The organism is Pseudomonas sp. RL_5y_Pfl2_69, from assembly GCF_963970465.1.
Classification (GTDB): Bacteria; Pseudomonadota; Gammaproteobacteria; order Pseudomonadales; family Pseudomonadaceae; genus Aquipseudomonas.
On the sequence record NZ_CAXAOU010000015.1, the window covers coordinates 116,380 to 143,240 of the forward strand.

Sequence of the window (26,861 nt, forward strand, 5' to 3'; positions counted from 1 at the left end):
GGATTGAAAAGCATTCAGATGACCGGGTTATGGCAAGTGCAACGCATTGGCCACATCGCTCCAGGGGATGTACTTGAAGTTCTGGGCTTGCTCGGGCATGCGTTTGCGACCGTCCTGCACCACCAGCATGCCTTTGCTCCAGGGGCCACCGAGGTTGGCCGACGTCACATCCAGGCCATCGGTTTCCGACGCGCCATCGATGCCCGCGACAGCGTTCACCCCAACCCAAAAAGCACCACGCAGGGCGTAAGGCGGCTCGGCATCCACCACCACATAGCTGTCGTTGCCCTGGCTGGAGATCACCAGGTAGTTGTCTTTTTCGGTCTGATACAGGCCCATCCCCTCGATGTCGTCATGCACCTGCTCACCCACCCGGATCACGCTGGTCAGCGTTGCCGGCTGGTCGGGACGGGCATCCACCGCCCACACCGCCACATCCTCTTCACCGAGGAACAGCCGTTGATTGCGGTCGTCCGCCACGCAACCTTCGGGCTGGGTTTGCACCTTGAACTGGCGCACCAGTTCGCCCTCGACCGTATTGCCTCTGGCGACCAGGCGGTGCTGCACAAAAGTGCCGTCCTTGTCGTTGGCAAAGCTGTAGATTTCCCCCGAGGGCGCCTTGAACAGGCACAGGCCGTAGATGTCCGAAACCGGCGTGGCGATCTCGCCCGCCTCCTGCAAGGTGCCAGTGGCGCGGTCGATGCTGAACACGCTCAGGCTGTTGTGATCGCGATTGGTCGCCACGGCCAGATCCACGGTGCGCCCGCCCAGCTCGAAGCCCGGGCGCACATCGACGTTATTCAACCGCCCGACCGGCAGATGCTGCACACGCTTGCCCTGCAGGTCGTATACCTCAAGGCCCTGCTGTTTATTGGTGCCCAGCACACGGCTGAGGGCCGGTGTTTGCGGGTGAACCCAGATCGCCGGGTCATCCGCCGCATCGCCCTGACTCATCACCACCTCGGTTTGCACCGCAGGTTTTACGCTGACCAGCACAGGGGGCTGGCTGGTCGGTGTGGCTTTCCAGGCCAGTGCGCCTTCGTACAATTTGCTGCTGGCGCCGTCCTGCACCAGCAGTTGCAGACCTTGGGGCGTCTGGCGCAGGGCCAGGTGTTCGGGCTCGATCATCCCGTTCAGCGTCAGGCTGGCTACAGGCGACCAGCGTTTGCCCTGCTGCTGATACAGATTCAACTGCTCTGCTTGCGGGTCAAGCCCGAGCATCCCGCCCGGTACCAGCGCCATGGCCCCTGCACTTTTCTTCACATTGCCGAAGGGCTCGACCATCGCCACGGGCACGCGCTCAACATCGGCTTCTGCGTGCGCCGGGTAAGCCCACCAGCCGACATTTTCTTCGTTGACGAACAGGTTCTGCGCGCCATCGTCCACCTGACAAAACTTCGCCTGTGGCGGCAACGGCAGGCTGCGCACCAGCCGTGGTGCGGGCAAGCGCTGGCTGTCGGCAGCTACCAGCCACTGCTCGCCCTTGCCTTCTTCGCCCACGGTGAACAGGTAGATATTGCTTGCGTCATCCTGGTACAGGCACACCCCTTCAACCCCATAGTCACGGGCGGGCAAGTACGTCGGGGGTTGCCATTGATGGCTCTTGGGGTCGAGGCTGAACAGCGCCACTTGCTGCCTGTCCTTGTCGTGACTGGCTACCAGGACCTGATCCCCCAGCGCACGGCTGTCCAGCCCGGCAAAAGCCCCCGGCACCCGGCTCAGGGTTTTGCCCTGTTTGTCGAGCAGCAACACACCCTCGCGCTTGCTCACGGCCAGGCGTTCGTCCCCGGTGCCATTTGGCAAATAACTCAAGGCCTGGGCCTTGCTGGTGGACCATTGCTGCAATGCCGGGGCGGCCACTTCGGTAGCCGCCTGCACGCTGCCTGCGCCCAGGCACACCAGCAATGGCAGTAGTCGGGGTGTGCGTTTGAATACATGGGTCATGGGTCATGCAATCCATAAGAAGATGGGGTTAAAGCCTGGTCTGCCCAGCGCTTAGAAATGGGTGAAGGTCAGGCCTACGGAGTAGGTGGGGCCGTATTCTTCGTACTGGTTGTTGTAGCGACTGTTGCCGCTGTAGACGAAGTACGGCTGGTCCGTAAGGTTCTGGGCGTCGAACTTGATTTGCAGGTTTTTGGTCAGCGAGTAGCGGGCGCTGAAGTCGACAAACGTCTGGGCATCGACATGGGTGTCATGGGCCTTGTCGTTGACCCCCGCCAGTTCGTAGAGGTAGTCCGACTTGTAGTTGGCCGACAGGCGCAGGCTCAGCTTGTCGTCTTCCCAGCCGAGCATCAGGTTGCCGACGGTGTTGGACTGGTTCGGCAAATCAATATCGCGCTTGAGGCTTGCTCCGGTGGCTGCATCAACGCCCTTGATGCTGGCGCTGGAGCGGCTGAACGTGCTGTTGGCACCCAGGATCACGCCGTTCCAGGGCGCTGGCAGCCAGTCGAATTTTTGCGAGTAGGCCAGTTCCAGGCCGTAGAGCTTGGCGCTGTCGCCGTTGGCATAGCTGTGAGCTTCAGTGAAGTCGACCCACTCGCCACTGCCGGCCAGGTCGTTGTTGTAGACGAAGTTCTTGATGTCTTTGTAGAAGAGGAACGCCGACACCGTGCCCGCCTGCCCCATGAAGTGCTCAATGCCCAGGTCGAAGTTGCTCGACTCCAGCGGTTTGAGGTTGGGGTTGCCGAACTCGGCCTTGTCATCCTCGATAACAAAACCCGGGGCCAGCTGGCCGAAGGTCGGACGCACCACGGTGTTGGTCCAGGCCGCACGCACCTGGGTGTTTTTCGCCAATTGATAACGGGCATGCAGGCCGGGCAACCAGTGGTGGTAATCACGCTGGGTGTCCTGATCTTCGAAAACGCCATCGCGCACACCCGTGCCCTTGGCTTCGAACTCGGTGCCTTCGTAGCGCATGCCGGCAATAAAGCGCCAGTCATCGATATCGACGGTGTTCATCAGGTAAGCCGCGTTGATGTCTTCGCGCATCGTGAAGTCATTGGCCCGCGAGTCTTGCTCGTTGTAGAAATCGTTGCGGTTCAAGCCTCCAATCAGATCCTTGATCGCACCGCCGCTGATGCCTGGTCCGAACCGGCCGAGGTTGTAGTGCAGGTTGCCCTTGTTGAACTGCTCGAGGCTGAGTTGCTCGTCACTGAAACCCAGATCCGAAAAGTCCTTGTAGGTCCAGGCATTGAGGTCATTGTCCTTGTTGCGACGGCTGACCTTGCCGCCGAATTTGACCTGGGAGGCATAGCCCTGCACGTCGTAGTCGCGGGCCAGGTCCAGGCGGATATTTTTCTCGGTGTCCTTGGTGTGTTGCTCTTGCCAGTCCACCTTGTCGAGGCTGAAATTGGCCGGGTCATAAAAGCCTGCGCCAATGATGGGCCGGGGTTTTTCGGTGTCGTAAAAACCCCCTTCACCGATGCCGGAATTGCCTTTGAAGGTGGCTCCGGCAATGCCACCCGGATTGTCTTCGCTGGATTCGCTGTAACCGGCCTGGCCGCTCAGGGTCCACAGGCCCATCATGCGTTCGCCGCCGAACACGTAGGACTGGATTTCCTGGGTTTCTTCGCGCTGTTTGAGCTTGCGCTTGGTCTTGGTCGGGCCCACTTCGCCTTCGGCCTGGGGGTCGGAAAATTCAAAACTGGTGGAGTTGCGGGTTTCGTTGTCTTCGAAGCGGCTGTACAACGTGCGCAGGTACAGGCTGGTGTCGTCGTCGGGCTTGTAGTCGAAGTTGAGGCCACCACCGGTGCGCTCGCGGCTGATCTCATACACCCGCTGCTCGAAGCTGTTGAGTCGTGCACCCTCGCTGAAGTCCCAGTCGCCGCCGGTCTCGACGTTGTCAGAGCGAAAGTCGCGCTTGTTCCAGCTCAGCGCTGCGGCGACACCAAAGTTGTCGACGCCGTCGCCCAGGCTGAAACGGTCACTGATGGCCCCCGACACCTTGGGGCTGGTCTTGTGGCTGTTCTTGTTGTACCCGGCCTCTGTGCTGCCCGTGTAGAACAGGCCCTTGTGGTCGAACGCGGACAGGCTCTGGACGTCCACCGTGCCACCCAGGGAGTTGGCGTCCATGTCCGGGGTCAGGGTCTTGATCACCGACAGCGACTGCACCAGCTCCGAGGGCAACACGTCCAGGGCCACGGCACGACGGGCGCTTTCCGGGGACGGCACCAGCGTGCCGTTGATGGTCACACTGTTCAGGTCCGGCCCCAGGCCCCGCACGCTGACGAAACGGCCTTCGCCCTGATCCCGTTCAATGCTGATACCGGGCAGGCGTTGCACGGCCTCGGCGACGTTGGCGTCCGGCAACTGCGCCACGCCATCGGCATGCACCACGCTTTCAATGTTGTCCGAATTGCGCTGCTGCTTGAGCGCCTTGTCCAGGCTGACGGCCTGCCCGACCACTTCAACGTGTTCGGTGGCGCCGATACTCGATGCCTCGGCGGCGCTCAGGCGCTCACTGGCAATTGCCAGGGCCAATGCACTGACGGTAAAGCCGACCCACTGCGCCTTGCTGCGACACTTGTACATGTTTGTCCTCCCCCAAAATCGCCCATCAGGCCGGGCAAATGGCCCGACAACTTGGGAGCGAAAGCTAGGGTTGGTGGATGACAACGCTGTGACAGTGTTTGGCTAAAACCCCGGAACAGAGGGTTTTTAGCGGCACTTTGAAGGCAATTGAGCTGATATGACCCGCGTCAGCTACCCCGCACCCTGTGGGAGCGGGCTTGCTCGCGATAGCATCAACGCGGTGCAACTGAGCCACCCCGTCGCCTGCATCGCGAGCAAGCCCGTTTTCACGATCAAACAGGGGAATGTTCAAGATTTTTGCACGAGACACCTGAGCTGATTCGACCCGCACGCCCCGTCACACCGCTGTCACACACCTCTGTTCTGCTGACCGGCAATACGTTTTGGCAGAACTGAAATGACTTGGTTAAACGTCCTTAAACACCACCGCTACAAGCTCGGCCTGCTCCTGTTGGCGGCCAATCTTGCCGTACTGCTGAATCTGGCTTTTGGTACGCCCAAAGCCTTCAGCGAGTGGCATTGGCTGGACATCATCGGCGAAGGGGGAACAGCCCTGTTCATGCTGTTCTGGCTGGGGCTGGTGCTTAAAAGCCGGCCCACCGGACGGGTCACCAACTACCTGGCCTACGGTCTGTGCTTCATGTTTTTTTCCTGGTGGATGGACGTGCTGGACGAGTTTGTCCGCCTGCCCAAGCACATCGGCTGGGATCACTGGCTGGAATCGGGGCCAATGCCCATCGGCATGATTTTGCTGACCATCGGCCTGTTCCACTGGCACCGTGAACAACAGGCGATCAACCAGCACATGGAGAAACGCGAACGGGTGTTTCGCGAGCATCGGCTGTTCGACAAACTGACTCCCCTGGGCGGCGCCGAATACCTCAAGCGCCAAGTCAGCGAATGCCTCGTGCAAAGCCTTGAGCAGCAACAGCCGCTGTCACTGCTGGCGCTGGATATCGACGACTTTGCCTCGATCAACCGGCACTACGGGCACCCCGAAGGTGATGCCGTGCTGCAAGCCCTCAGCCAATTGCTCCTGCTCAACCTGCGCCGCCACGACCTGCTCTGCCGATTGGCCGGTGACCGCTTTGTCGTGCTGCTGCCCGGCACCGGAGAAAGTCAGGCCCGGTTGCTGGCCCTTGAGTTGCAACAGGCGGTTCAAAGCCTGGCCCACAAAACCCGGCAACATGGCGAGCGGGTCTATTTGTCGGCCAGCACCGCCGTGGTGATGGCCCTCGATGATGCACCCGATGAGTTGCTCAAGCGGCTGAATCTGGCGCTGGTGCGCGCCAAGCCGCCACGGAGCAAACGCGCATGACGCTCCATACCCGCTGGTACGAAACGGACAGCCGTTTTATTGCCGGGCATTACCAACCCGCCACACTGATTGATCTGGCGCTATCACGGGACATCGACAGCCATCGCCTGCTGCGCGGTACCGGGCTGTTCTACGACGATATTGTGGCCGGCCACACCCGCCTCAGTCCCCAGCAGTGCTTTGGCCTGATTGCCAACGCCCAGCGCTTGCTCGAAGCCGATGACAGCAGCTTTCTGTTTGGCCAACGCCTGTGGCCGGGGCACTACGGCCCGGCCAGCCACGCCCTGCAACAGGCGCAGAATCTGCATCAGGCCCTGGAAACCCTGATCCATCACCGCGCCCTGCTCAGCCCGCTGCTGACGCCGCGCCTGTTGCTGGACGACAAGTACGCCTACGTGTACTGGCTCGACAGTTGCGGGGCCCGGGAGCAATTGCGTTTTGTGCTGGAGGCCAGCATGACGGCGCTGATGGCGATGAGTCAGTGGCTCAGCGGCGAACGCCTGCCGTGGGAGTGCAGCTTCAGTCATCCAGAGCCGCGCTATGTGGAGCAATACTGGGTGCATCTGGGGGAAAACACCCAGTTCGGCTGCCAGCTGGACATGATGCGCCTGCCCCGCGAATACCTGACGCGGCCCTGGCCCAACGGCTCGGCCATTGCCCGGCAGGTGGCGTACCAGCAGGCCCAGGAGCAATTGCACAGCCTGGGCTTCAGCGCCAGCCTGCTGGATCGGTTGTATGTGTACTTGCGCAACAATGCGCAACACGCCCCGAGCCTTGAGCAGGCGGCGCAGCATTTTTCAATGAGCCAGGCCACCCTCAAGCGCAAACTGAACAAGCATGGCACGCACTTTCAGGCCCAGCAGGATCAAGCGCGCAAACACATGGCGCTGTACCTGTACCAGATCAAGGGGCTGAGTAACGAGGCCGTGGCCGAGCACCTCAACTTCAGCGACCCGGCAAACTTTCGCCGGGCGTTGAAGCGCTGGACGGGGTGTACGCCCAATCTGATCCGGCAGTTTCTGGCGCTATAAGCAACCACCCAACCTGATGCGCGCAGATGAATTGTGGGAACGGGCTTGCTCGCGATGCAGGCCACGCGGGGTTTCAGGCAAACCGCGGTGATGCTATCGCGAGCAAGCCCGCTCCCACAGGTAATCGGATCCTTCGCGCAGTTACCCCGCCAGCTCACGCAACCTGGCCAACTCTTCAGCCCCAAGCGGGATGCCTTCGTCCAACGATTTCGCACGTTCGATAAAGCGACGGTCGCCGGGCATGCGCTCCAGGCCCACGGCGTGCATCTGACGCACCAGTTCTGCGCTGCGCTGGGCAAAGCTGTCGCCGCCGGATTTGCTCGGGTCGATCACGATCAGCAATTGGCCCGTCCACGGGGTTTGCGCACCCGGGTGTTTCGACCAGTCGAACTCAAACGAGAAGTTGCCACCCGTCAGCGCCGCCGCCAGCAATTCGACCATCATCGACAGCGCCGAACCCTTGTGCCCGCCAAATGGCAGCAAGGCACCGCCGTCAAGAATCGCTTTCGGGTCTTGAGTCGGCTCACCCTGTTTATCTACCCCCATACCGGCAGGCAACTGATGACCCTTGCGCGCGGCAATTTGCACATCGCCGTGGGCGATGGCGCTGGTAGCCAGGTCGAATACGATCGGATGACCCTCGGCGCGGGGCGCCGCAAAGGCAATCGGGTTGGTGCCAAACAAGGGCTTTTGCGCACCGTGGGGCACCACGCAGGTCATGCTGTTCACCACGCTCAACGCCACCAGACCTTCTTCGGCAAACGGTTCCACGTCCGGCCAAAGCGCAGCAAAGTGATGCGAGTTGCGAATCGCCAGTACCGCAATCCCGGCGTTGCGGGCTTTCTCGACCAGCAACTGACGGGCAGCAGCCAATGCAGGCTGGGCAAAGCCACCGGCAGCGTCCACGCGAATAAAGCCCGAGGCTACATCTTCCACGACCGGAACAGCCTGACCATCGACCCAATTACTGGCCAGCGAAGACAGGTAGCCCGGAATGCGGAATACCCCGTGGCTATAAGAACCATCGCGCTGAGCCCGTGCGCAGTTGTCAGCCAACACCCGAGCAACCTGCGGCGAGGTGCCATGACGCTCGAAAATCCGTTGCAGCAAGGCGGTCAGTTCGACCAGGGAAAGCGACTGCGTAGAAGACATTCTGGCGCTCCAATCTGATTATTTTTGTCTGTGGCAAACTATCCTTGGGTGACAGTTCTCTGTCAATTGTTGACTTAATGACAGAAAACATTCACTTTCTGCAACGCGCTGAAATAAAAACAGGAAGCAGTCGTGAGCCAGCCGATTAAACAACGCCTTGAAAGCAGTCTGTCAACCGCCGCACCTTCGGGTCGGGCGATTGCCAGCTACATGCTGGCCAATCTTTACGAACTGCCCTTCCAGACCGCCGCCGACATCGCCAGCAAACTGGGGGTCAGCGAATCCAGTGTCGGGCGTTTTTGCCGCTCGCTGGGCTACAGCCATTTCAAGGATTTGAAAAACGATCTCAAGGACGACCTGGGCGATGGCCCGTGGCTGGTCGGTGATCGCTTGCAAGAATTCCGCCAGCAGTCGAGCCAGAGCCCCCAGGCGTTGCCACGCAGTTTTGAGCTGGAAGTCGGTGCGCTGGTCAAGGTCTACGAATACAGCCTCACGCCGCAGTGGCGTGCGGTCAGTCAGCGCCTGGCCACGCGGCGCAAAGTGTTTGTCGCTGGGTTCCAGACCGAGCGCGGGATCGCCGCCTCCATGGTGCATTTGCTGCAATACCTGCGCGATGGCGTGCAACTGGTCGATGGCGCCGCCGGGCATTACGCCGACGTGCTGCTGTGCCCGCCCGCAGACTGTGCCCTGGTGGTGTTTGAAGCCCGACGCTACTCGCGCCACGCCCAGCTGTTGTGCCGCAAGGCACGTGAGGCCGGGATCGAGGTCACGCTGGTCACCGATACCTTCTGCGACTGGGCCGACCAGAGCGCCAATGAAGTGTTTCGCGTGCCCACCGAGTTCAACCTGTTCTGGGAATCCACCGCGGCCATGCTGTCGCTGGTGCATCTGCTGATCAATGAAGTGTGCAAACAACTGGGGCCGGACGTTGAGAAGCGTCTTGAGGCTACCGCGGCCTTACACAATGAGTTCGTGGGCTACACATCCTCACCCGGATCAAAACAATAAAACGAGGTGCTAGATGAAATACGTCATTCGCTTTGCAAGTGCATGTGCACTGGTGGCCGCCGTTGCAGCAAACGCGCACGCCGACACGCTGACTATCGCCACGGAAGGCGCCTACCCTCCCTTCAACACCACTAATTCGGACGGCACGGTGTCGGGCTTTGACGTCGACATCACCAACGCCCTGTGCGAACGCATGAATGCCCAGTGCAAGATCGTGGCCCAGGATTGGGACGGCATCATTCCGGGGCTGATGGCTAAAAAGTACGATGCCATCGTGGCGTCGATGATCGTGACCGATGAACGCAAAAAGAAAATCGCGTTCACCAATCACTATTACCGCACCCCGCTGTCGATTGCCGTGCCAAAAGACTCTGACATCACCGATGCCCAGATCAACTTCAAGGGCCGCACCATCGGTGCCCAGGGCGCAGCGACCCAAGGTATTTACGCCGAGGATCACTACGAGAAAGCCGGCGCCAAACTCAACCTGTACCCCACGCTTGACGAAGCCAACGCCGAACTGAAAAACGGCCGCGTCGATGCCGTCATTGCCGACAAATTCCCGCTGCTGGAATGGATCAACAAGGCCAGCGACGACTGCTGCAAAATCATCGGTGACGTTGACGGCACCAATGCCGACGCGGCAATTGCCGTGCGCCAGAACGACAACGTCCTGCGCGAGCGCTTCAACAAGGCGCTGGACGAAATCGTGGCCGACGGCACGTATAAAAAGATCTCCAGCAAGTACTTCGACTTCGACATTTACTGAGTCGCCCGCCTTCGTTTGAGGGCTCCCTGCCAATGACCCTGCCCCGCGCACCTGACGTGCGCGGCGGCTGAATTTCGGCCCAATTTTGCCCGGGGATTCGAGCATGCTCGATCAACTCTCACTTCTTTCTTTCGCCAGTGGCGGCTGGGGCTCGGCCCTGCTCGCAGGCGCCATGGTGACCATTGCCCTGGCCCTGAGCTGCCTGCCTATCGGTTTGCCACTGGGCCTGGCCGTGGCCGTGGCGGCACGCTCCAAAAACCGCTGGGTGCGGGCGTGGGCAACCACGTTCTCCACGGTTTTTCGTGGTTTGCCGGAATTGCTGACACTGCTGATCATTTACTACGGCTGCCAGATCGCCGCGCAAAAGATCCTCGCCATGATGGGCTACGACGCGCAGGTCACGATCAATACCTTCGTGGCCGCGATGGTCGCCTTCAGCCTGGTGTTTGCCGCCTTCTCCAGCGAGATCTGGCTGGGTGCGTTCAAAACCATCCCTAAGGGCCAGTTCGAAGCCGCATCGGCACTGGGCCTGAGCAAATTCACCACCTTTCGCAAAGTGGTGCTGCCACAACTGGCGCGCATCGCCCTGCCCGGCCTGTCCAACAACTGGCTGTCACTGCTCAAGGACACCTCGCTGGTGTCGACCATCTCCCTGGTGGACCTGATGCGCCAGACCAACCTGGCGGTCAGCGTGACCAAAGACCCGATGCTGTTCTACAGCGTCGCGTGCCTGGGCTATCTGTTTTTCTCGGCGATTTCCGGGCGGCTGTTTGCCTTCCTTGAACGCTACTTCAGCCGCCATCAACGGAGCGCGCAGCCATGAGTCTGGCGGATCTGCAAAACATGTTTCTCAACCCCGACCTGCTTGAACGCTACGGCCCGCGCTTTATCGACGGGCTGCTGGTGACGGGCAAGCTGGTGGCAATTTCGTTCACCCTCGGCGCCCTGCTTGGCTTGCTGATTGCCCTGGGGCGCTTGTCCAGCAACCGCTTTTTGCGCAGCTTTACCGGCGCCTACGTGTACTTCTTCCGTGGCTCGCCGCTGCTGGCCCAACTGTTTTTGCTGTATTACGGCCTGGGCTCGTTCAAGGGCTTCTGGCAAGACGTGGGCTTATGGTGGTTTTTCCGCGATGCCTGGTTCTGCACCCTGCTGGCCTTCACCCTCAACACGGCGGCGTATCAGGCCGAAATCCTGCGCGGCAGCATCCTGTCCGTTGCCCAGGGCCAGCGTGAAGCCTGCAAGGCGCTGAACCTGTCGCGATGGACGGCCTTTCGCAAGATCATCCTGCCGCAATCGCTGTTGGTTGCAATCGGCCCCCTGGGCAATGAGCTGATCCTGATGATCAAGGCCAGTGCCATTGCCTCCCTGGTGACCATTTACGATTTGATGGGTGTCACCAAAATGGCGTTTTCGCGCAGCTTCGACTTCCAGATCTATCTGTGGGCCGCTGTGCTGTATCTGCTGATCGTAGAAGTGGTGCGACGCAGCCTGAAACTGATCGAAGGCCGTCTCGGCCGCCATTTGCAGTAAGCCCATTGTTCGGGCTGCGAACACGGCCCCTGTTTAAGGATTTGTTTATGCACTGCGACACTATCGTTCTGGGGGCCGGCATCGTCGGCGTCAGTACCGCGTTGCAACTCCAGGCCCGCGGGCGCAGCGTCGTGCTGCTCGACCGCGCAGCGCCTGGCAGCGGCACCAGCCACGGCAATGCCGGGCTGATCGAGCGCGCCAGCGTTATCCCCTACTCGTTCCCCCGTGAAATTTCGCGCTTGCTGCGCTATGGCCTCAATCAGCAATCCGATGTGCGCTATAGCCTCAAGCACCTGCCAAAGGCCGGGCCGTGGCTGTTGAAATACTGGCAGCAGTCCGGCCCCAAGGAACTGGCCAAGGCCACCCGGGCCATGCTGCCGCTGATTGAAAAATGTGTGACCGAACACGACCTGCTGGCTGAGCCGGCGGGTGTGACCGAGCTGATTGACGACAGCGGCTGGATCGAGGTGTATCGCACCCAGGCCGACTTCGACAAAGCCCAGCGTGACGCTGGCGCCCTGAGCGAATACCAGCTCAACTATCGGGTGCTCGGCGAGCAGCAAGTCCACGCCCTGGAGCCGGGCCTGCACACCGATGTCATCGGCGGCATTCACTGGCTGGACCCCAAGACCGTCAGCGATCCGGGTGGCCTGACCCGTGGCTACGCCGAACTGTTCATCAAGCGCGGTGGCACCTTTGTGACCGGCAATGCCACCAGCCTGCGGGCAACGGCAGGGCAATGGCAGGTTGAAAGCCAGAAAGGGCTGATCGTCGGCAATGAAGTGGTGGTTGCACTCGGCCCACAGGCACGGGACATCTTCGAGCCCCTGGGCTATCGCATTCCTTTGGCGATCAAGCGCGGCTACCACATGCATTACGCGGCCAGGGACGGCCAGACCATGCAGCATCCGATCCTCGATTCGGTAGGGGGTTACGTGCTGGCGCCGATGGTGGGCGGCATCCGACTGACCACTGGCATCGAGTTCGCCGACAGCGATGACCCGATCAACGAGATCCAGTTGCGCCGCTGCGAAGAGCGGGCCCAGCGCCTGTATCCATTGGGTGAACGTGTGGATGCCGAGCCCTGGCTCGGCCGACGCCCGTGCCTGCCGGACATGTGCCCGGTCATCGGGCCTGGCAATCGCCACAAGGGTCTGTGGTTCAACTTTGGCCACGCCCACCACGGCCTGACCCTGGGCCCGGTCAGCGGGCGCCTGTTGGCCGAGATGATGACCGGCGAAAAGCCTTTCACCGACCCTGCGCCCTACAGCGCCGAACGTTTTCACTGATCACTGGAGACACACCATGCACGCACAACCTGCTTACGTTCACCCTGTGTCGCCAGTCACTGATACCCGCAAGGTAGTGGTGGATATCGCCGGGCTGAACAAGTACTACAGCGCCTTTCACGTACTCAAGGGCATTGACCTGAAAGTGCGCGAAGGCGAACGCATCGTGCTGTGCGGCCCTTCCGGCTCCGGCAAATCGACCTTGATCCGCTGTATCAACCGCCTGGAAATCGCCGAACAGGGCCGCATCCTGATCAACGACACCGACCTGTCACTGCCCACGCGCGAAGCGAGCAAGGTGCGCAGCGAAATCGGCATGGTGTTTCAGCACTTCAACCTGTTCCCGCACATGAGCGTGATCGACAACTGCATCCTGGCGCCGATGTCGGTGCGCGGGTTGTCGCGCAAGAAGGCGATCGAACTGGCGCAGCATTTTTTGACCAAGGTCGGGATTGCCAGCCAGGCCGACAAATACCCGAGCCAGCTGTCGGGCGGCCAGCAGCAACGCGTCGCCATTGCCCGGGCGCTGTGCATGGAGCCGAAAATCATGCTGTTCGATGAGCCCACTTCGGCGCTGGACCCGGAAATGGTCAGCGAAGTGCTGGACGTCATGGTCAACCTGGCCGGCAGCGGCATGACGATGCTGTGCGTGACCCACGAAATGGGCTTTGCCCGTCAGGTGGCCGAGCGGGTGTTGTTCCTGGATGGCGGGATGGTGATCGAGGACTCGCCACCGGAAGAGTTTTTCAACGCCCCGAAAAGCCCGCGGGCCAAGGCGTTTTTAGCGCAGATCGTGCACTAGACACCACCCTGTGGGAGCGGGCTTGCTCGCGATCAAGGCGCCGCGGTATTGAAGTTGAACCGCGTCGATCCAATCGCGAGCAAGCCCGCTCCCACAAAGGGCACAGGCGGGAGTCTAGAGCTGCGCCGCCAGGCGCGAACCCTGATCAATGGCGCGCTTGGCATCCAGCTCGGCCGCCACGTCGGCACCCCCGATCAAATGCACGCTCTGCCCGGCCGCGACCAGGCCGTCGTGCAGCTCTCGCAACGGGTCTTGCCCGGCGCAAATCACAATGTTGTCGACCGGCAACACCTGCGGCTCACCCTCGCCAATGCGAATGTGCAGCCCTGCATCGTCGATGTTCAGGTATTCAACGCTGTTGAGCATGTGCACCTGTTTGTTTTTCAGGCCCGCGCGGTGGATCCAGCCAGTGGTTTTGCCCAGCCCGTCGCCCACCTTGCTGGCTTTGCGCTGCAACAGGAACACTTGGCGAGCAGGTGCGTGGACTTCTGGCTTTATACCGGCAACACCTCCCCGGGCTTCAAGCGCACTGTCGATGCCCCATTCTTTCCAGAACGCGTCACGGTCCTGGCTGGTGGACACGCCCTGATGCACGAGAAACTCGGATACATCAAAGCCGATACCGCCTGCGCCAATCACTGCCACTTTGGCGCCCACCGGCTTGCGTTGCAGGATCACGTCTAGGTAGCTCAGCACCTTGGGGTTGTCGATACCTGGAATGGCAGGCGTACGCGGCGCAATGCCGGTGGCCAGGATAATTTCGTCAAAGCCACCATCGACCAGTTGCTGCACATCCATACGGGTGTTCAGGCACAGTTCGACACCGGTGGTTTGCAGCTTGCGCTTGAAGTAGCGCAAGGTTTCGAAGAACTCTTCCTTGCCCGGCACACGCTTGGCCACATTGAACTGACCGCCAATCTCGCTCGCCGAGTCAAACAGCGTGACCTCATGCCCGCGCTCTGCCGCCACCGTGGCCGCTGAAAGACCGGCGGGACCGGCTCCGACCACGGCAATTTTTTTCACCGCAATGGTCGGCAGGTAGTTGAGTTCGGTCTCGTGGCAGGCGCGGGGGTTGACCAGGCAGCTGGTCAGCTTGCCGCCGAAGGTGTGATCCAGGCAGGCCTGGTTGCAGCCGATGCAGGTGTTGATTTCGTCACTGCGCCCGGCAGCCGCCTTGTTGACGAATTCGGGATCGGCCAGGAACGGACGGGCCATGGACACCATGTCAGCGTCACCTTCGACCAGGATCTGCTCGGCAATGTCCGGGGTATTGATGCGGTTGGTGGTAATCAGGGGCACGCTGACCGAACCGCGAAGCTTGGCCGTCACCTTGCTGAAGGCGGCACGGGGCACTTTGGTAGCAATGGTGGGGATGCGCGCTTCGTGCCAACCGATCCCGGTGTTGATCAAGGTCGCACCGGCCGATTCGACGGCCTTGGCCAGTTGCACGATTTCTTCCCACACGCTGCCGCCTGCCACCAGGTCCAGCATCGACAGGCGATAAATAATGATGAAGTTCGGGCCTACGGCTTCGCGCACGCGACGCACGATGTCCACCGCCAGGCGCATGCGGTTTTCGTAGCTGCCGCCCCAGCGGTCGGTGCGCTGGTTGGTGTGCGCCGCGAGGAACTGGTTAATCAGGTAGCCTTCGGAACCCATGATTTCGACACCGTCATACCCGGCGCTCTGGGCAAGTTGGGCGCAGGTCACGAAGTCACTGATCTGCTTTTCAATGCCCGCTTCGTCCAGCTCTCTGGGCTTGAACGGATTGATCGGCGCCTGAATCGCACTCGGCGCAACTTGGCGCGGGCTGTAGGCATAACGCCCGGCATGGAGGATCTGCAAGCAGATCTTGCCGCCGGCATCGTGAACGGCCCGGGTGACGACTACGTGCTTTTCCGCCTCTTCGACCGTGCTCAGCTTGGCCGCGCCACTGTACACACCGCCCTCGTCGTTGGGCGCAATGCCCCCTGTCACGATCAAGCCCACGCCGCCTTTGGCCCGCTCGGCAAAGTAGGCAGCCATACGCTCAAAGCCACCGGGCTTTTCTTCGAGGCCGGTGTGCATTGACCCCATCAGGGTGCGGTTGCGCAACGTGGTAAAGCCCAGATCCAGCGGGGCCATTAAATGCGGGTAGTGCGTGGCAGTCATCAGTCAGCTCCACAACGGTCTAAATCACGGAACGCGGGATGCTCTGCGGCTCCCGTCGTTTAATGTCCGCCAAGGTAAAGGCTGGATGGGCCCCACTCAATGACCCAAAGTTACAAATTATTAACCCAACTGCACATCCCCCCTTGGCAAGCCCGCAAGCGCCGCCTACCCTAGACGTCGAATTCCGCTGAAAGCTGTCCGTTCTATTTCTATGCGCAAACTTATTGGCTGCACCTTATTGATCGCCCTTGTCGCCGCTGCCAGCGGCTATGCCTGGTGGACCACGCAACGGGATGTAGGTCATTACCTCTCTGACCTGCGCATCGAGCTGGCCATAAACGAGGGTGTCAATAATGATCGTGGCAACCTGCTGGGTATCGAGCCGGACCTGTCACCCCGCGACTATCAAAGCCTGGCGCTGGTACACCTGAAGCTGGCGGCTTATCTCGACACCGCTCGCGCTGCAGGTTTGCTCAATGACAAAACCGTCGTGGTGCTGCCAGAGCACATCGGCTCCTGGCTGATGTTTCGCGGTGAAAAAAGCGAGCTGTACCAGGCAGCCAACCTGAATGAAGCCATGCGCTGGCTGGCGGTGAGCAACCCGCTGGCCTTTGCCAATGCCTGGCTTCGTGCTGACGGCGAAAGCCGGATCAACGATGCTCACTTGCGCATGAAGGCCAGCAGCATGGCAGCCGATTACCAGACGCTGTTTGGCGGCCTGGCCAAAGAGTTCGGCGTCACCCTGGTGGCCGGGAGCATTGCCCTCCCTTCGCCGCGTATCGAGAACGGTACGCTGCTGCCCGGCACGGGCCCCTTGTACAACAGCAGTGTGGTCTTCGGCAGTGATGGCGCAGCGCTGGGCACTCCCCAACGCCAGTTGCTGCCCACCTATGAAGAACAAAGCTACATCCAGCCCAGCCCCGACCATGAGTTGAATGTGGTTGATACCCCGGCCGGACGCCTGGGCATCCTGATCGGTAGCGACAGCTGGTACCCGGAGAACTACCGCACCCTGAACGAAAAACGTGTGCAACTGATCGCCGTGCCCGCGTTCATCGTTGGCAAAACCACCTGGGACAAACCCTGGGGCGGCTACAAAAGCGTATCGACACCCAGCGAAATCAGCCTCAAGCCCGGCGAAGTGACCGAAGGCGACGCCTGGCATCGCCTGACATTGATCAGCAGCCTGCCCAGCAGCACTGCCCAAGCCGGTGTCACCGTCTTCTTGCGGGGCAAGTTCTGGGACAAGCACAGCACCGGCCTGGGCTTTATCAGTCACAACGGCCAGACCAGTGCGGATCAGCCCGGCACCGGTGCGCGGCTGTTGAACGTCTGGCTCTAGCACGATGAAACCGCTGCCGATGCGCCTGGGCGATCTGTCGGTGGGGTTTGTCCAGGCTCTGGCCGATGCCGTGCACAGCTGCGGCAAAGACCCTGCGCCCCTGCTCGAACAGTTCGGCCTTGACGCCGCCCGTCTCGCCCAGCCGCTGGCGCGCCTGTCGATACCGCGCTACATGCGCCTGGGGCACGCGGCAATTGCGCTCACCGGCGACCCGGCACTGGGCTTGCGCATGGGCCAGCTAAGCCGCCTCAACCAGGTCGGACTGGCCGGTGTGACCGCGGCCCAGGCACCCACTGTTCGGGAAGCAGCACGCACCCTGATTCGCTTTGAGGCCCTCTACGGCTCCAACTATCGAGGGCAATCGAGCTTTCACGAAGACGCCCGGGGCGCCTGGTTGCGTTTTTATTCCATCAGCCCGTACAACGCCTACAACCGCTTTGTGGTGGACTCGATCATTGCCGGCTGGCTGCAACACCTGTCATCGGTCGCAGCCCACCCCCTGAGCTGCGAGCACATCGACATTGAGTTCAATGAACCTGAATACGCGGCGCGCTACAGCGCGCTCGGCAGTTCGACGGTCCATTTTCGCGCCGAGACCAATCAGCTGCGCCTGAACCATGCCACGCTCGACCTGCGCAACCCCCAGCACTGTCCAAGTACCTGGACCTACCTGCTGCAGTTGTGCGAACGCGAACTGGAACAACTGACCCGCACCCGCAGCCTGCGCGAACGCATCACACAACTGTTGGGGCCTTTGCTCAACGGTGGTCGTGAACCCGACCTGGAAGAAGTGGCGGCTCGCCTGAAGCTGCCGACCTGGACCTTGCGGCGCAAGCTCACGGAGGAAGGCACGCAATTTCGCGCCATTCTCAACGACACACGCCGCGACCTCGCCATGACCTACATCCGCGATACGGAACTGGCCTTTGGCGAGATTGCCTATTTGTTGGGGTTTGCCTCAGCCGAGGCGTTTCAACGCGCCTTCAAGCGCTGGAATGCGCAGACGCCGGGGGAATACCGACGCCGTCAGCGCCAATCTGCGTAAACGTGCCTGGAGCTCAAAGCTCGGTCGCATCGTCAGCAGGTTCAAGCGGGTCGAGCTCAAAAGCCCGGTACTCAAGCAGTTCTTCCTGATAATCGTCCATAGCAGCATCCCTTTTCAGTCTGTTTGTTTAAGTCATGCCTGAGCATAAAGTGCCCCCATGAAGGAAAAATGACACCTTCGCGGGCACTGTCACAACTCATTTATAAACGTAGCAGAGCTTTTGGGATTTACCGCACGGTTATTGAGGGGGCGAAGGCTCTACCGCAACAGGTACAGGGGTGATCGCAGACTCGCCCTGTGGCGCGACGGGCTTGGCCGGTTCAGGTTGTTCGGTTGCAGGCTTGATCTCGGGTACCGCCGCCGCAGGGGCTGCCTGGACTTCTACCGGGGAAATGGGCTCGACGTCTGCCGGTGGCACGACGGGCTCACTCACAGGCTCTACAGCAGGCGCTGGCGGCTCAATGGCAGGCGCAGCGGCTTCGTCCTTGGCAGGCACTGCCTCGGGCACTCCCAGGTCAGGCTTGGGCGCTTCAGGGGCGTGCACCGTCTTTTCCACTTCCTTGGGCTTGGGCAGAAATGCTTCTACCAGCGTGAAAAAGCGGTCGTAAAACTGAGGCGAAGAGACTGTCTCGCTGGCGACCTTGACCATCGAGTCATCGGTCGAGCCAATCGGCATCGATACCGACCCCAGCACACCAACCCCCAGGCTCGCGGAGTTGTTTACCTTTTTAAGTGCATAACGGTCCTGCAGGGCATTGGCAAACATGGTGGCGTGGTGCTGTGAACCGCCATCGTCGGCGCACACGATGTTGAAGCTGATCTCCAGATGGCTTTCACCCGTTTGCTGGAAGCTCTTGTGGCCACTGATGATTTTCGGATCGCTGCTGGTGATGATGTAGCCCTGGCTGAGCAACGCGCGGCGCGCAGCCTCACAGGAGGTTTTGTCGGTTACCGGGTAATTACGCGAGAACGTACCGGAATCATCGAAACTTTCATGTTCGTAGATCGCTGTCTTCTTCGATGAGCAACCTGCGAGTCCAGCCAGCACTAGGGCGACTACCACGGCACGCACGGGGAATGACATAAGCATTAAAGATCCTGAAGAGAACGGTACGGGGCGTATTGTGCATCAGTTCGCGTTTGGCTGGAGCAGTTTCCATGTGTAGCCGCTGCCGTAGAATTTCAGGCACAAAAAAAGCGACCCTAAGGTCGCTTTCTTTGTAGCTTCAGAGAGTTCAAGGGCTCTGAAGCAAATATGGCGCAGCGGACGGGACTCGAACCCGCGACCCCCGGCGTGACAGGCCGGTATTCTAACCGACTGAACTACCGCTGCGTATCGCTCGGACTTGCGTCCGTTTGAAACTTTTAAAACCTGTGACTGAAGAGCTTCGGTGCTTTTCAATCGCAAACCAGGCGAACCTGATTTGTACAAATATGGCGCAGCGGACGGGACTCGAACCCGCGACCCCCGGCGTGACAGGCCGGTATTCTAACCGACTGAACTACCGCTGCGCGTCGGTGGTTGTTCCTTTCAGAACGACCTTTCTCTTGCGAGAATCTCAAGAAGTGGTGGGTGATGACGGGATCGAACCGCCGACCCTCTGCTTGTAAGGCAGATGCTCTCCCAGCTGAGCTAATCACCCTTTGCTTCGTTGAGGCCGCGAAATTTACGCATCTATCGAAGCTAAGTCAAGGACAAGATTGAGTTTTTTTCAAAAAAAGCAAAAATAGTGGCCAGCCTGCAACAAGGCCTACTCGCCATAGATCATCTTTTTGCTCATCCCTCCGTCAACCACAAACTCCTGACCCGTCACAAATCCGGCATTACGTGACAATAACCAGGCAACCATCGATGCGACGTCCTCCACGGTCCCTACCCGGCCAGCCGGGTGCTGAGCGTGATCGGCGTCCGTCAGCGGCTCTGCACGCCTCACAGAGGGGTCCCGGGCATCAATCCAGCCCGGGCTGACCGCATTGACCCTAACCTGCGGCCCAAGGCTGATGGCCAGTGCATGGGTCAACGCCAGCAACCCGCCCTTGCTTGCCACGTAAGCCTCGGTATCAGGCTCCGACTGGCGGGCGCGGGTGGAAGCCAGGTTGACGATCGAACCATTGTGCGCACGCAGGTACGGCGCACAATGCTTGGCCAGCAACATGGGCCCGGTCAGGTTGACTGCCAGAACACGATTCCAGTGTTCCAGATTGAGGCTTTCAAGGCCCATGTTGTGCGGATCCGCAATGGCGGCATTGCACACCAGCCCGTCCAGCCGCCCAAACTGGCCAAGGACTTGCGCGACACACTGAATGACATCGGCCTCGACCGAAACATCCATCGTCACGAACCAGGCACTCTCGCCCAGCGCCTTGGCCACCCTGGAACCCCGGGCGCGGTCAATGTCGGTCAATACCACTTGCCAACCTTCACTGACCAGCCAGGCAGCAATCCCCAGGCCAATGCCCCGCGCAGCACCCGTCACCAGCGCTACGCGGCCATTGCCGCCAACCGGAGTTTCGTCCATCCAGTCACTCACAGCGCAGCAAGACCTCGTGCGAGGTCGGCTTGCAAGTCGGCGACATCTTCCAGACCGACCGCGATCCGGATCAGGCTGTCGCGAATACCCGCCGCTTCACGCTCTTGTGGCGCCAGACGACCATGGGACGTGGTCGCCGGATGGGTAATCGTGGTTTTGCTGTCACCCAGGTTAGCGGTGATCGAGATCAGGCGGGTTGCGTCGATAAAGCGCCAGGCGCCCTCTTTCCCACCCTTGACCTCAAAGCTGACCACCGCACCAAAACCACGCTGCTGACGCTGGGCCAGCTCATATTGCGGATGGCTCTTGAGACCGGCGTAGTGAACCTTTTCAACCCCGTCCTGCTGCTCCAGCCACTCGGCCAGCGCCTGGGCACTGGCGCAGTGAGCGCGCATGCGCAGGTTCAGGGTTTCAAGACCCTTGAGGAAGATCCAGGCATTGAACGGGCTCAGGGTCGGCCCGGCAGTGCGCAAGAAGCCGACGATTTCTTTCATCAGCTCGCCACGACCGGCAACCACACCGCCCATGCAACGGCCCTGGCCGTCGATGAATTTGGTGGCCGAATGCACCACGATGTCCGCGCCCAGCTTCAGCGGCTGCTGCAAGGCAGGCGTGCAGAAACAGTTGTCGACCACCAGCAGCGCACCCTTGGCATGGGCAATCCCGGCCAGGGCGGCAATGTCCACCAGCTCGGCCAGCGGATTGGACGGCGACTCGACAAACAGCAATTTGGTGTTGGGCTTGATCGCCGCGTCCCAGCCAGCCAGTTCAGCCAACGGCACGTAATCGACCTGCACGCCAAAGCGCTTGAAGTACTTTTCAAACAGGCTGATGGTCGAGCCGAACACGCTGCGCGACACCAGAATGTGATCGCCGGCGCTGCACAGGCTCATGACCACCGACAAAATGGCCGCCATGCCGGTGGCGGTTGCCACGGCCTGCTCGGCGCCTTCAAGGGCCGCAATGCGCTCTTCGAAGGCACGAACGGTGGGGTTGGTGTAACGCGAGTAAACGTTGCCTGCCACTTCGCCCGAGAACCGTGCTGCCGCGTCAGCCGCCGTGCGGAACACGTAGCTGGAGGTCAGGAACATTGCATCACCATGCTCGCCCTCGGGCGTACGGTGCTGGCCAGCACGCACAGCCAAGGTGTCGAACGCTACGCCCTCAAGGTCGCTGTCCAGCCGACCCGCATCCCAATCCTGACTCATGCTGCCCACTCCTTGCTTTGTATTGGATGAACGCAAACCGGCCCATCAGGGCCGGTTTGGTGAACACTTAGTTGTTGTACAAGCCTATCGTCGCACCGACACCCTGGGCAACCACCTTGGAAGCATCATTGCGCGCACGCTCGATACGTTCCAGATAGTTGTCATCGATATCGCCGGTGACGTACTTGCCGTCAAACACTGCGCAGTCGAACGCGTCGATCTTGATCTTGCCACCACCGACTGCTTCGATCAGGTCAGGCAAGTCCTGGTAGATCAACCAGTCAGCACCGATCAACTCGGCCACTTCCTGGGTGCTGCGGTTGTGTGCGATCAGCTCGTGGGCGCTCGGCATGTCGATGCCATAGACGTTCGGGTAGCGAACTGCCGGGGCCGCCGAGCAGAAGTAGACATTCTTGGCGCCGGCTTCGCGGGCCATCTGAATGATCTGCTTGCACGTTGTACCGCGCACGATCGAGTCGTCCACCAGCATCACGTTCTTGCCACGGAACTCCAGTTCGATGGCGTTGAGCTTCTGGCGCACGGATTTTTTACGCGCTGCCTGGCCCGGCATGATGAAGGTGCGGCCGATGTAACGGTTTTTGACGAAGCCTTCGCGGAACTTGACGCCCAAGTGGTTCGCCAGCTCCAGCGCCGCGCAGCGGCTGGTGTCCGGAATCGGGATAACCACGTCGATATCGTGATCCGGGCGTTCGCGCAGGATCTTCTCGGCGAGCTTCTCACCCATGCGCAGACGCGCCTTGTACACCGAAACACCGTCGATGATCGAATCCGGACGAGCCAGGTACACGTGCTCGAAGATGCACGGGGTCAATTGCGGGTTCACCGCGCACTGACGGGTGTGCAGCTTGCCATCTTCAGTGATGTAAACCGCTTCACCCGGCGCAAGGTCGCGAATCAGGGTAAAGCCCAGCACATCCAGGGAGACGCTTTCGGAGGCGATCATGTACTCGACGCCTTCGTCGGTATGACGCTGACCGAAGACAATCGGGCGAATGCCGTTCGGGTCGCGGAAACCGACGATGCCGTAACCGGTGATCATCGCAACCACGGCGTAACCGCCACGGCAGCGGTTGTGCACGTCTGTCACGGCAGCAAACACGTCTTCTTCAGTCGGCTGCAATTTGCCGCGCTGAGCCAGTTCATGGGCGAAGACGTTGAGCAACACTTCCGAATCGGAGTTGGTGTTGACGTGACGCAAGTCAGATTCGTAAATCTCCTTGGCCAGCTGTTCAACGTTGGTCAGGTTGCCGTTATGCGCCAGGGTGATGCCATAGGGCGAGTTGACATAAAACGGCTGAGCTTCAGCTGAAGTCGAGCTGCCAGCGGTTGGATAGCGTACGTGGCCAATGCCCACGTTGCCGACCAGGCGCTGCATGTGACGCTGATGAAACACGTCACGAACCAGCCCGTTGTCCTTGCGCAGAAATAACCGGCCATTATGGCTGGTCACAATACCGGCAGCATCCTGGCCGCGGTGCTGGAGGACGGTTAGCGCGTCATACAGCGCCTGATTGACGTTCGACTTACCGACGATACCGACGATGCCACACATGCGACGCAACCCCTACTTAATGGATCTGAACTGAACACCGCTCACTTGGGCTGGGTAGCCGGCAAGAGGTGCTCCTTGAACGGAATGTCAGCGGGTACGCTGATTCCGCTGGCCAGCCACTGACTGCTCCACCCCAGAATGAGGTTTTTGGACCAGTCGGCAACCAATAGAAATTGTGGCACGAGCCGCGACTCTTGCCACCATGAGTCTTGCTGTACCGGCCCCAGGCTAAGCAGCCCGACCGCAGTCACCACCAGCAACGCGCCACGCGCAGCGCCGAAGGCCATGCCGAGAAAACGATCGGTCCCGGACAAGCCGGTGACGCGAATCAGTTCGCCGATAAGAAAATTGATCATTGCGCCTACCAGCAAGGTGGCGACAAACATGATGGTGCACCCAACGATAACGCGGGCGGAAGGTGTTTCGATGTATCCGGAGAGATATTGAGACAGTGAACCGCCGAACATCCAGGCAACGACCCCGGCAATGATCCAGGTGCACAGCGACAATGCTTCTTTTACAAAGCCGCGCTTCAAGCTGATCAAAGCGGAGATGGCGATAATTGCAACGATCGCCCAGTCAACCCAGGTAAATGGCACAGTTCAGCCTACAGACAGATGAGGCGGCGCATTTTAGCAGAGCGCCGCCGCTCAGGTAAGGCGATTTATCCGTGCTTGAGCAATCAGATTGAACCTTTTTGCGCGCTCAACCACGTTCAGGCTGGAAGCGCACCACAAAACCCTTGAGATTTTGCTGTTTGCCGAGCAAATCACGCAGGCGATCGGCTTCTGCACGCTCAAGCAACGGACCGACAAAAACCCGATTCATCCCGCCGGAAGATCGAACGTAAGCGTTATACCCTTGATTACGAAGGGTTTTTTGAAGGTTGTCAGCACTCGCCCGATTGGACAGGCTCACCAACTGAACCGACCAGCTGATCGGCAAGCCGTTGGGATCAACACGCTTTTGCGTGGTATCCAGCTTGGCCGGTGCCTGGGCAACCGTTTGTGCCGGGGTGACAGCCGGTGGCTTTGGGGCAACAACTGCAGGCTTTGCAACCACAGGCGCGACAGGAGCCGTCGCCACCTGCTGCTCGACAACCGGCAACTCTTCAGGGACCGGCTCTTGGGCAATGACTTGCGGTTCCGGCACGGCAACCGGCTCAACCTGAACCGGCTGCATGACCGGAATCTGTGGCGCCGTGGGTGCATCCACCTGGATTTGACGCTGCTCGTCCTGACGCGAGAACAACATCGGCAGGAAAATCACGGCCAACGCCACCAATACCAGGGCGCCTACCATACGCTGCTTGAATACCTTATCCAGCAAAGCCATTTGCAGCCTCCTCCTTGGCACGCCGCTCCAACCACTCGAGCGCTTGCGCGACACAATAAAATGATCCGAACAACAGGATTTCGTCTTCGGGCGTGGCCCGTTCGCATTGAGCTTCGAGCGCGGCATCCACACTGTCATGGGCCGAGACCGAAGCACCAAGCCCCTGCAGCGCAGCCTGAACTTCAGCCGCCGACCGAGTGCGCGAGGTATTCAGCGGTGCAACCGCCCAATGCTCGACCGACGACGCGAGCTGTGACACTACGCCATCAAGGTCCTTGTCTGCCAGCAGACCGAACACGGCCAGGCGCTTGCCAGTGACAGGCCGCTGCGCCAAACGCCGCTCAAGGTACTCGGCCGCATGGGGGTTGTGCCCCACGTCCAGCAGCACATTCAAGGCTTTGCCTTTCCAGTTGAATTGGCGGCGATCCAGTCGGCCCGTGACGCGAGTGCCAACCAGTGCACTGATGATGCGCGCCGGCTCCCACGGCAAATCGGTCAACGCATAGGCCTGCACAGCAAGCGCTGCGTTTTCCATGGGCAAATCCAGCAGCGCAATGTCACGCAGCTCCAGAACTTGCCCTTTCGCATCCAGGCCACGCCAGTGCCACACCTGCTCTGAACTGGCCAGATCGAAGTCACGACCGCGCAAGAACAGCGGACAGCCCAGCTCCCTGGCCTTGTCGAGCAGGGTGTGAGGAGGATTGAGGTCGCCACAGAGGGCTGGCTTGCCCGCACGGAAAATCCCGGCCTTCTCAAAAGCCACCGATTCGCGGGTATTGCCCAGGTACTCGACATGATCGACACCGATGCTGGTCACCAGCGCCAGGTCGGCATCCACCAGATTGACCGCATCCAGACGTCCGCCCAAGCCGACTTCCAGCACTACGGCATCCAGCTGGGCACGCTCAAACAGCCAGAACGCTGCCAACGTGCCCATTTCAAAATAAGTCAGGGAAGTCTCGCCCCGCCCTGCGTCCAAAGCCGCGAAGGCCTCGCACAGCAGTTCGTCGCTGACTTCAACCCCGTCAATCTGTACGCGCTCGTTATAGCGCAGCAAGTGGGGCGAACTGTAAACCCCCACCTTGAGCCCTTGCGCCTGCAGCAACGCTGCCACAAACGCACAGGTCGAGCCCTTGCCATTGGTGCCCGTAACCGTCACCACCCGAGGCGCGGGCTTTTGCAGCCCCATGCGGTTCGTTACCTCGCGTGCGCGATCCAGCCCCATATCAATGGCGGCCGGATGCAGCTGTTCAAGATAGGCGAGCCACTCGCCAAGGGTGCGCTGGGTCATAGGTTTGCAGGTGCCGGTGGAACAACGATGGTTTCAACAGGTGCCGCGACGAACACAGGTGTCGGCAAGCCCATCATCTGTGCCAGCAGGTTGCCCAGGCGTGGACGCAGCTCCTGACGCGCAATGATCAGGTCGATTGCGCCGTGCTCCAGCAGGAACTCGCTGCGCTGGAAGCCTTCTGGCAGTTTTTCGCGAACGGTCTGTTCGATAACCCGCGGACCGGCAAAGCCGATCAGGGCTTTAGGCTCAGCCACGATGACATCGCCCAGCATTGCCAGACTGGCCGAAACGCCGCCATAGACAGGGTCGGTCAGCACCGAGATGAACGGAATGCCTTCTTCACGCAGACGCGCCAGCACCGCAGAGGTCTTGGCCATTTGCATCAGGGAGATGAGTGCTTCCTGCATCCGCGCACCGCCGGAGGCTGCAAAGCAGATCATCGGGCAGCGGTTTTCCAGCGCGTAGTTGGCTGCACGCACGAAACGCTCGCCGACGATGGCACCCATCGAGCCGCCCATGAACGAGAATTCAAAGGCAGACACAACCACCGGCATACCCAGCAAGGTACCGCTCATGGAGATCAACGCGTCTTTTTCGCCCGTCTGCTTTTGCGCGCCGACCAGACGATCCTTGTACTTTTTGCTGTCACGGAACTTGAGACGGTCAACCGGCTCCAGGTCTGCGCCCAACTCGGCACGGCCGTCGGCATCCAGGAAGATATCGATGCGGGCACGCGCACCAATGCGCATGTGGTGATTACATTTCGGGCAAACGTCCAGGGTCTTTTCCAGCTCTGGACGATAAAGCACAGCGTCGCAAGACGGGCACTTGTGCCACAGGCCTTCAGGTACCGAGCTCTTTTTGACCTCGGAACGCATGATCGAAGGAATCAGCTTGTCTACCAACCAGTTGCTCATGCTTTCTTTCTCCAGTACCGGTGGCCAGAACAGTTGAGT

22 protein-coding genes and 3 tRNA genes are annotated in these 26,861 nt (G+C 60.3%); 10 read left to right on the top strand and 15 right to left on the bottom strand.

The features are described from left to right. Positions 1–27: 27 nt before the first annotated feature. Positions 28–1,944 (bottom strand): phytase, encoded by a 1,917-nt coding sequence (locus AACY07_RS21955; protein ID WP_339477611.1) that lies wholly within the window; start codon positions 1,942–1,944, stop codon positions 28–30. Between the two features lie 51 nt (positions 1,945–1,995). Then, a complete protein-coding gene (locus AACY07_RS21960; protein ID WP_219261353.1) occupies positions 1,996–4,530 on the bottom strand; it encodes a TonB-dependent receptor in 2,535 nt (844 codons plus the stop codon). A 397-nt stretch (positions 4,531–4,927) separates the two neighbouring features. Between AACY07_RS21960 and AACY07_RS21965 the strand changes: the two genes are divergently transcribed. Beyond that, positions 4,928–5,848 (top strand): GGDEF domain-containing protein, encoded by a 921-nt coding sequence (locus tag AACY07_RS21965; RefSeq protein ID WP_219261352.1) that lies wholly within the window; start codon positions 4,928–4,930, stop codon positions 5,846–5,848. Beyond that, a complete protein-coding gene (locus tag AACY07_RS21970) occupies positions 5,845–6,879 on the top strand; it encodes an AraC family transcriptional regulator (RefSeq protein ID WP_326426173.1) in 1,035 nt (344 codons plus the stop codon). Before AACY07_RS21965 ends, AACY07_RS21970 begins: the two co-directional genes overlap by 4 nt. Positions 6,880–7,020: 141 nt before the next feature. On the opposite strand, the gene AACY07_RS21975 is transcribed toward AACY07_RS21970, so the two are convergent. Beyond that, entirely contained in the window at positions 7,021–8,031 is a 1,011-nt protein-coding gene (locus AACY07_RS21975; RefSeq protein ID WP_133079395.1) for an Ldh family oxidoreductase, read from the bottom strand. A 132-nt stretch (positions 8,032–8,163) separates the two neighbouring features. Between AACY07_RS21975 and AACY07_RS21980 the strand changes: the two genes are divergently transcribed. From AACY07_RS21980 to AACY07_RS22005, 6 genes are all read left to right on the top strand, one after another. Next, positions 8,164–9,039 carry a MurR/RpiR family transcriptional regulator gene (locus tag AACY07_RS21980; RefSeq protein ID WP_133079396.1) on the top strand — a complete coding sequence of 292 codons (876 nt, stop codon included), beginning with the start codon at positions 8,164–8,166 and terminating at the stop codon, positions 9,037–9,039. A gap of 13 nt (positions 9,040–9,052) precedes the next feature. After that, positions 9,053–9,808, top strand: coding sequence for a transporter substrate-binding domain-containing protein (locus tag AACY07_RS21985; protein WP_133079397.1), 756 nt, complete (start codon positions 9,053–9,055; stop codon positions 9,806–9,808). Positions 9,809–9,911: 103 nt separating this feature from the next. Beyond that, positions 9,912–10,631 (top strand): ABC transporter permease, encoded by a 720-nt coding sequence (locus AACY07_RS21990; RefSeq protein WP_046810349.1) that lies wholly within the window; start codon positions 9,912–9,914, stop codon positions 10,629–10,631. Then, the gene (locus AACY07_RS21995; protein WP_133079398.1) at positions 10,628–11,338 is read left to right on the top strand and encodes an ABC transporter permease; all 711 of its coding nucleotides are present in this window, start codon (positions 10,628–10,630) and stop codon (positions 11,336–11,338) included. The genes AACY07_RS21990 and AACY07_RS21995 overlap by 4 nt, the downstream gene beginning before the upstream one ends. A 47-nt stretch (positions 11,339–11,385) precedes the next feature. Further along, the gene (locus AACY07_RS22000) at positions 11,386–12,627 is read left to right on the top strand and encodes an NAD(P)/FAD-dependent oxidoreductase (RefSeq protein WP_339477619.1); all 1,242 of its coding nucleotides are present in this window, start codon (positions 11,386–11,388) and stop codon (positions 12,625–12,627) included. A 16-nt stretch (positions 12,628–12,643) separates the two neighbouring features. Then, positions 12,644–13,429, top strand: coding sequence for an amino acid ABC transporter ATP-binding protein (locus AACY07_RS22005; protein ID WP_257622807.1), 786 nt, complete (start codon positions 12,644–12,646; stop codon positions 13,427–13,429). 114 nt (positions 13,430–13,543) lie between these two features. On the opposite strand, the gene AACY07_RS22010 is transcribed toward AACY07_RS22005, so the two are convergent. Further along, positions 13,544–15,580, bottom strand: a complete 2,037-nt coding sequence (locus tag AACY07_RS22010) for an NADPH-dependent 2,4-dienoyl-CoA reductase (RefSeq protein WP_339477623.1) — start codon at positions 15,578–15,580, stop codon at positions 13,544–13,546. A gap of 211 nt (positions 15,581–15,791) precedes the next feature. Between AACY07_RS22010 and AACY07_RS22015 the strand changes: the two genes are divergently transcribed. Next, positions 15,792–16,922 (top strand): carbon-nitrogen hydrolase family protein, encoded by a 1,131-nt coding sequence (locus tag AACY07_RS22015; protein WP_339477625.1) that lies wholly within the window; start codon positions 15,792–15,794, stop codon positions 16,920–16,922. Positions 16,923–16,926: 4 nt separating this feature from the next. Beyond that, positions 16,927–17,967, top strand: a complete 1,041-nt coding sequence (locus AACY07_RS22020; protein WP_339477628.1) for an AraC family transcriptional regulator — start codon at positions 16,927–16,929, stop codon at positions 17,965–17,967. Positions 17,968–18,205: 238 nt separating this feature from the next. Here AACY07_RS22020 and AACY07_RS22025 read toward each other — a convergent pair whose 3' ends face one another. From AACY07_RS22025 to accD, 11 genes are all read right to left on the bottom strand, one after another. After that, positions 18,206–19,057 (bottom strand): DUF2242 domain-containing protein, encoded by an 852-nt coding sequence (locus AACY07_RS22025; protein WP_339477631.1) that lies wholly within the window; start codon positions 19,055–19,057, stop codon positions 18,206–18,208. Between the two features lie 166 nt (positions 19,058–19,223). After that, positions 19,224–19,300: transfer RNA gene (locus AACY07_RS22030), tRNA-Asp, on the bottom strand. 102 nt (positions 19,301–19,402) lie between these two features. Next, positions 19,403–19,479, bottom strand: a tRNA-Asp gene (locus tag AACY07_RS22035). 55 nt (positions 19,480–19,534) lie between these two features. Beyond that, positions 19,535–19,610, bottom strand: a tRNA-Val gene (locus AACY07_RS22040). Between the two features lie 108 nt (positions 19,611–19,718). Continuing rightward, positions 19,719–20,486 carry an SDR family oxidoreductase gene (locus AACY07_RS22045; protein WP_338649446.1) on the bottom strand — a complete coding sequence of 256 codons (768 nt, stop codon included), beginning with the start codon at positions 20,484–20,486 and terminating at the stop codon, positions 19,719–19,721. 8 nt (positions 20,487–20,494) lie between these two features. After that, entirely contained in the window at positions 20,495–21,706 is a 1,212-nt protein-coding gene (locus tag AACY07_RS22050; RefSeq protein ID WP_339477634.1) for an O-succinylhomoserine sulfhydrylase, read from the bottom strand. A gap of 67 nt (positions 21,707–21,773) precedes the next feature. Further along, the gene (gene purF / locus AACY07_RS22055; protein ID WP_133079406.1) at positions 21,774–23,279 is read right to left on the bottom strand and encodes an amidophosphoribosyltransferase; all 1,506 of its coding nucleotides are present in this window, start codon (positions 23,277–23,279) and stop codon (positions 21,774–21,776) included. Between the two features lie 41 nt (positions 23,280–23,320). After that, positions 23,321–23,878 (bottom strand): CvpA family protein, encoded by a 558-nt coding sequence (locus tag AACY07_RS22060; RefSeq protein ID WP_095028330.1) that lies wholly within the window; start codon positions 23,876–23,878, stop codon positions 23,321–23,323. A gap of 106 nt (positions 23,879–23,984) precedes the next feature. After that, positions 23,985–24,614 (bottom strand): SPOR domain-containing protein, encoded by a 630-nt coding sequence (locus AACY07_RS22065; protein WP_338646885.1) that lies wholly within the window; start codon positions 24,612–24,614, stop codon positions 23,985–23,987. Beyond that, a complete protein-coding gene (gene folC / locus AACY07_RS22070) occupies positions 24,598–25,905 on the bottom strand; it encodes a bifunctional tetrahydrofolate synthase/dihydrofolate synthase (protein ID WP_133079408.1) in 1,308 nt (435 codons plus the stop codon). The genes AACY07_RS22065 and folC overlap by 17 nt, the downstream gene beginning before the upstream one ends. Further along, on the bottom strand, positions 25,902–26,822 hold the full coding sequence (accD, locus tag AACY07_RS22075; RefSeq protein WP_095028327.1) for an acetyl-CoA carboxylase, carboxyltransferase subunit beta: 921 nt from the start codon (positions 26,820–26,822) through the stop codon (positions 25,902–25,904). The genes folC and accD overlap by 4 nt, the downstream gene beginning before the upstream one ends. Between the last annotated feature and the right edge of the window lie 39 nt (positions 26,823–26,861).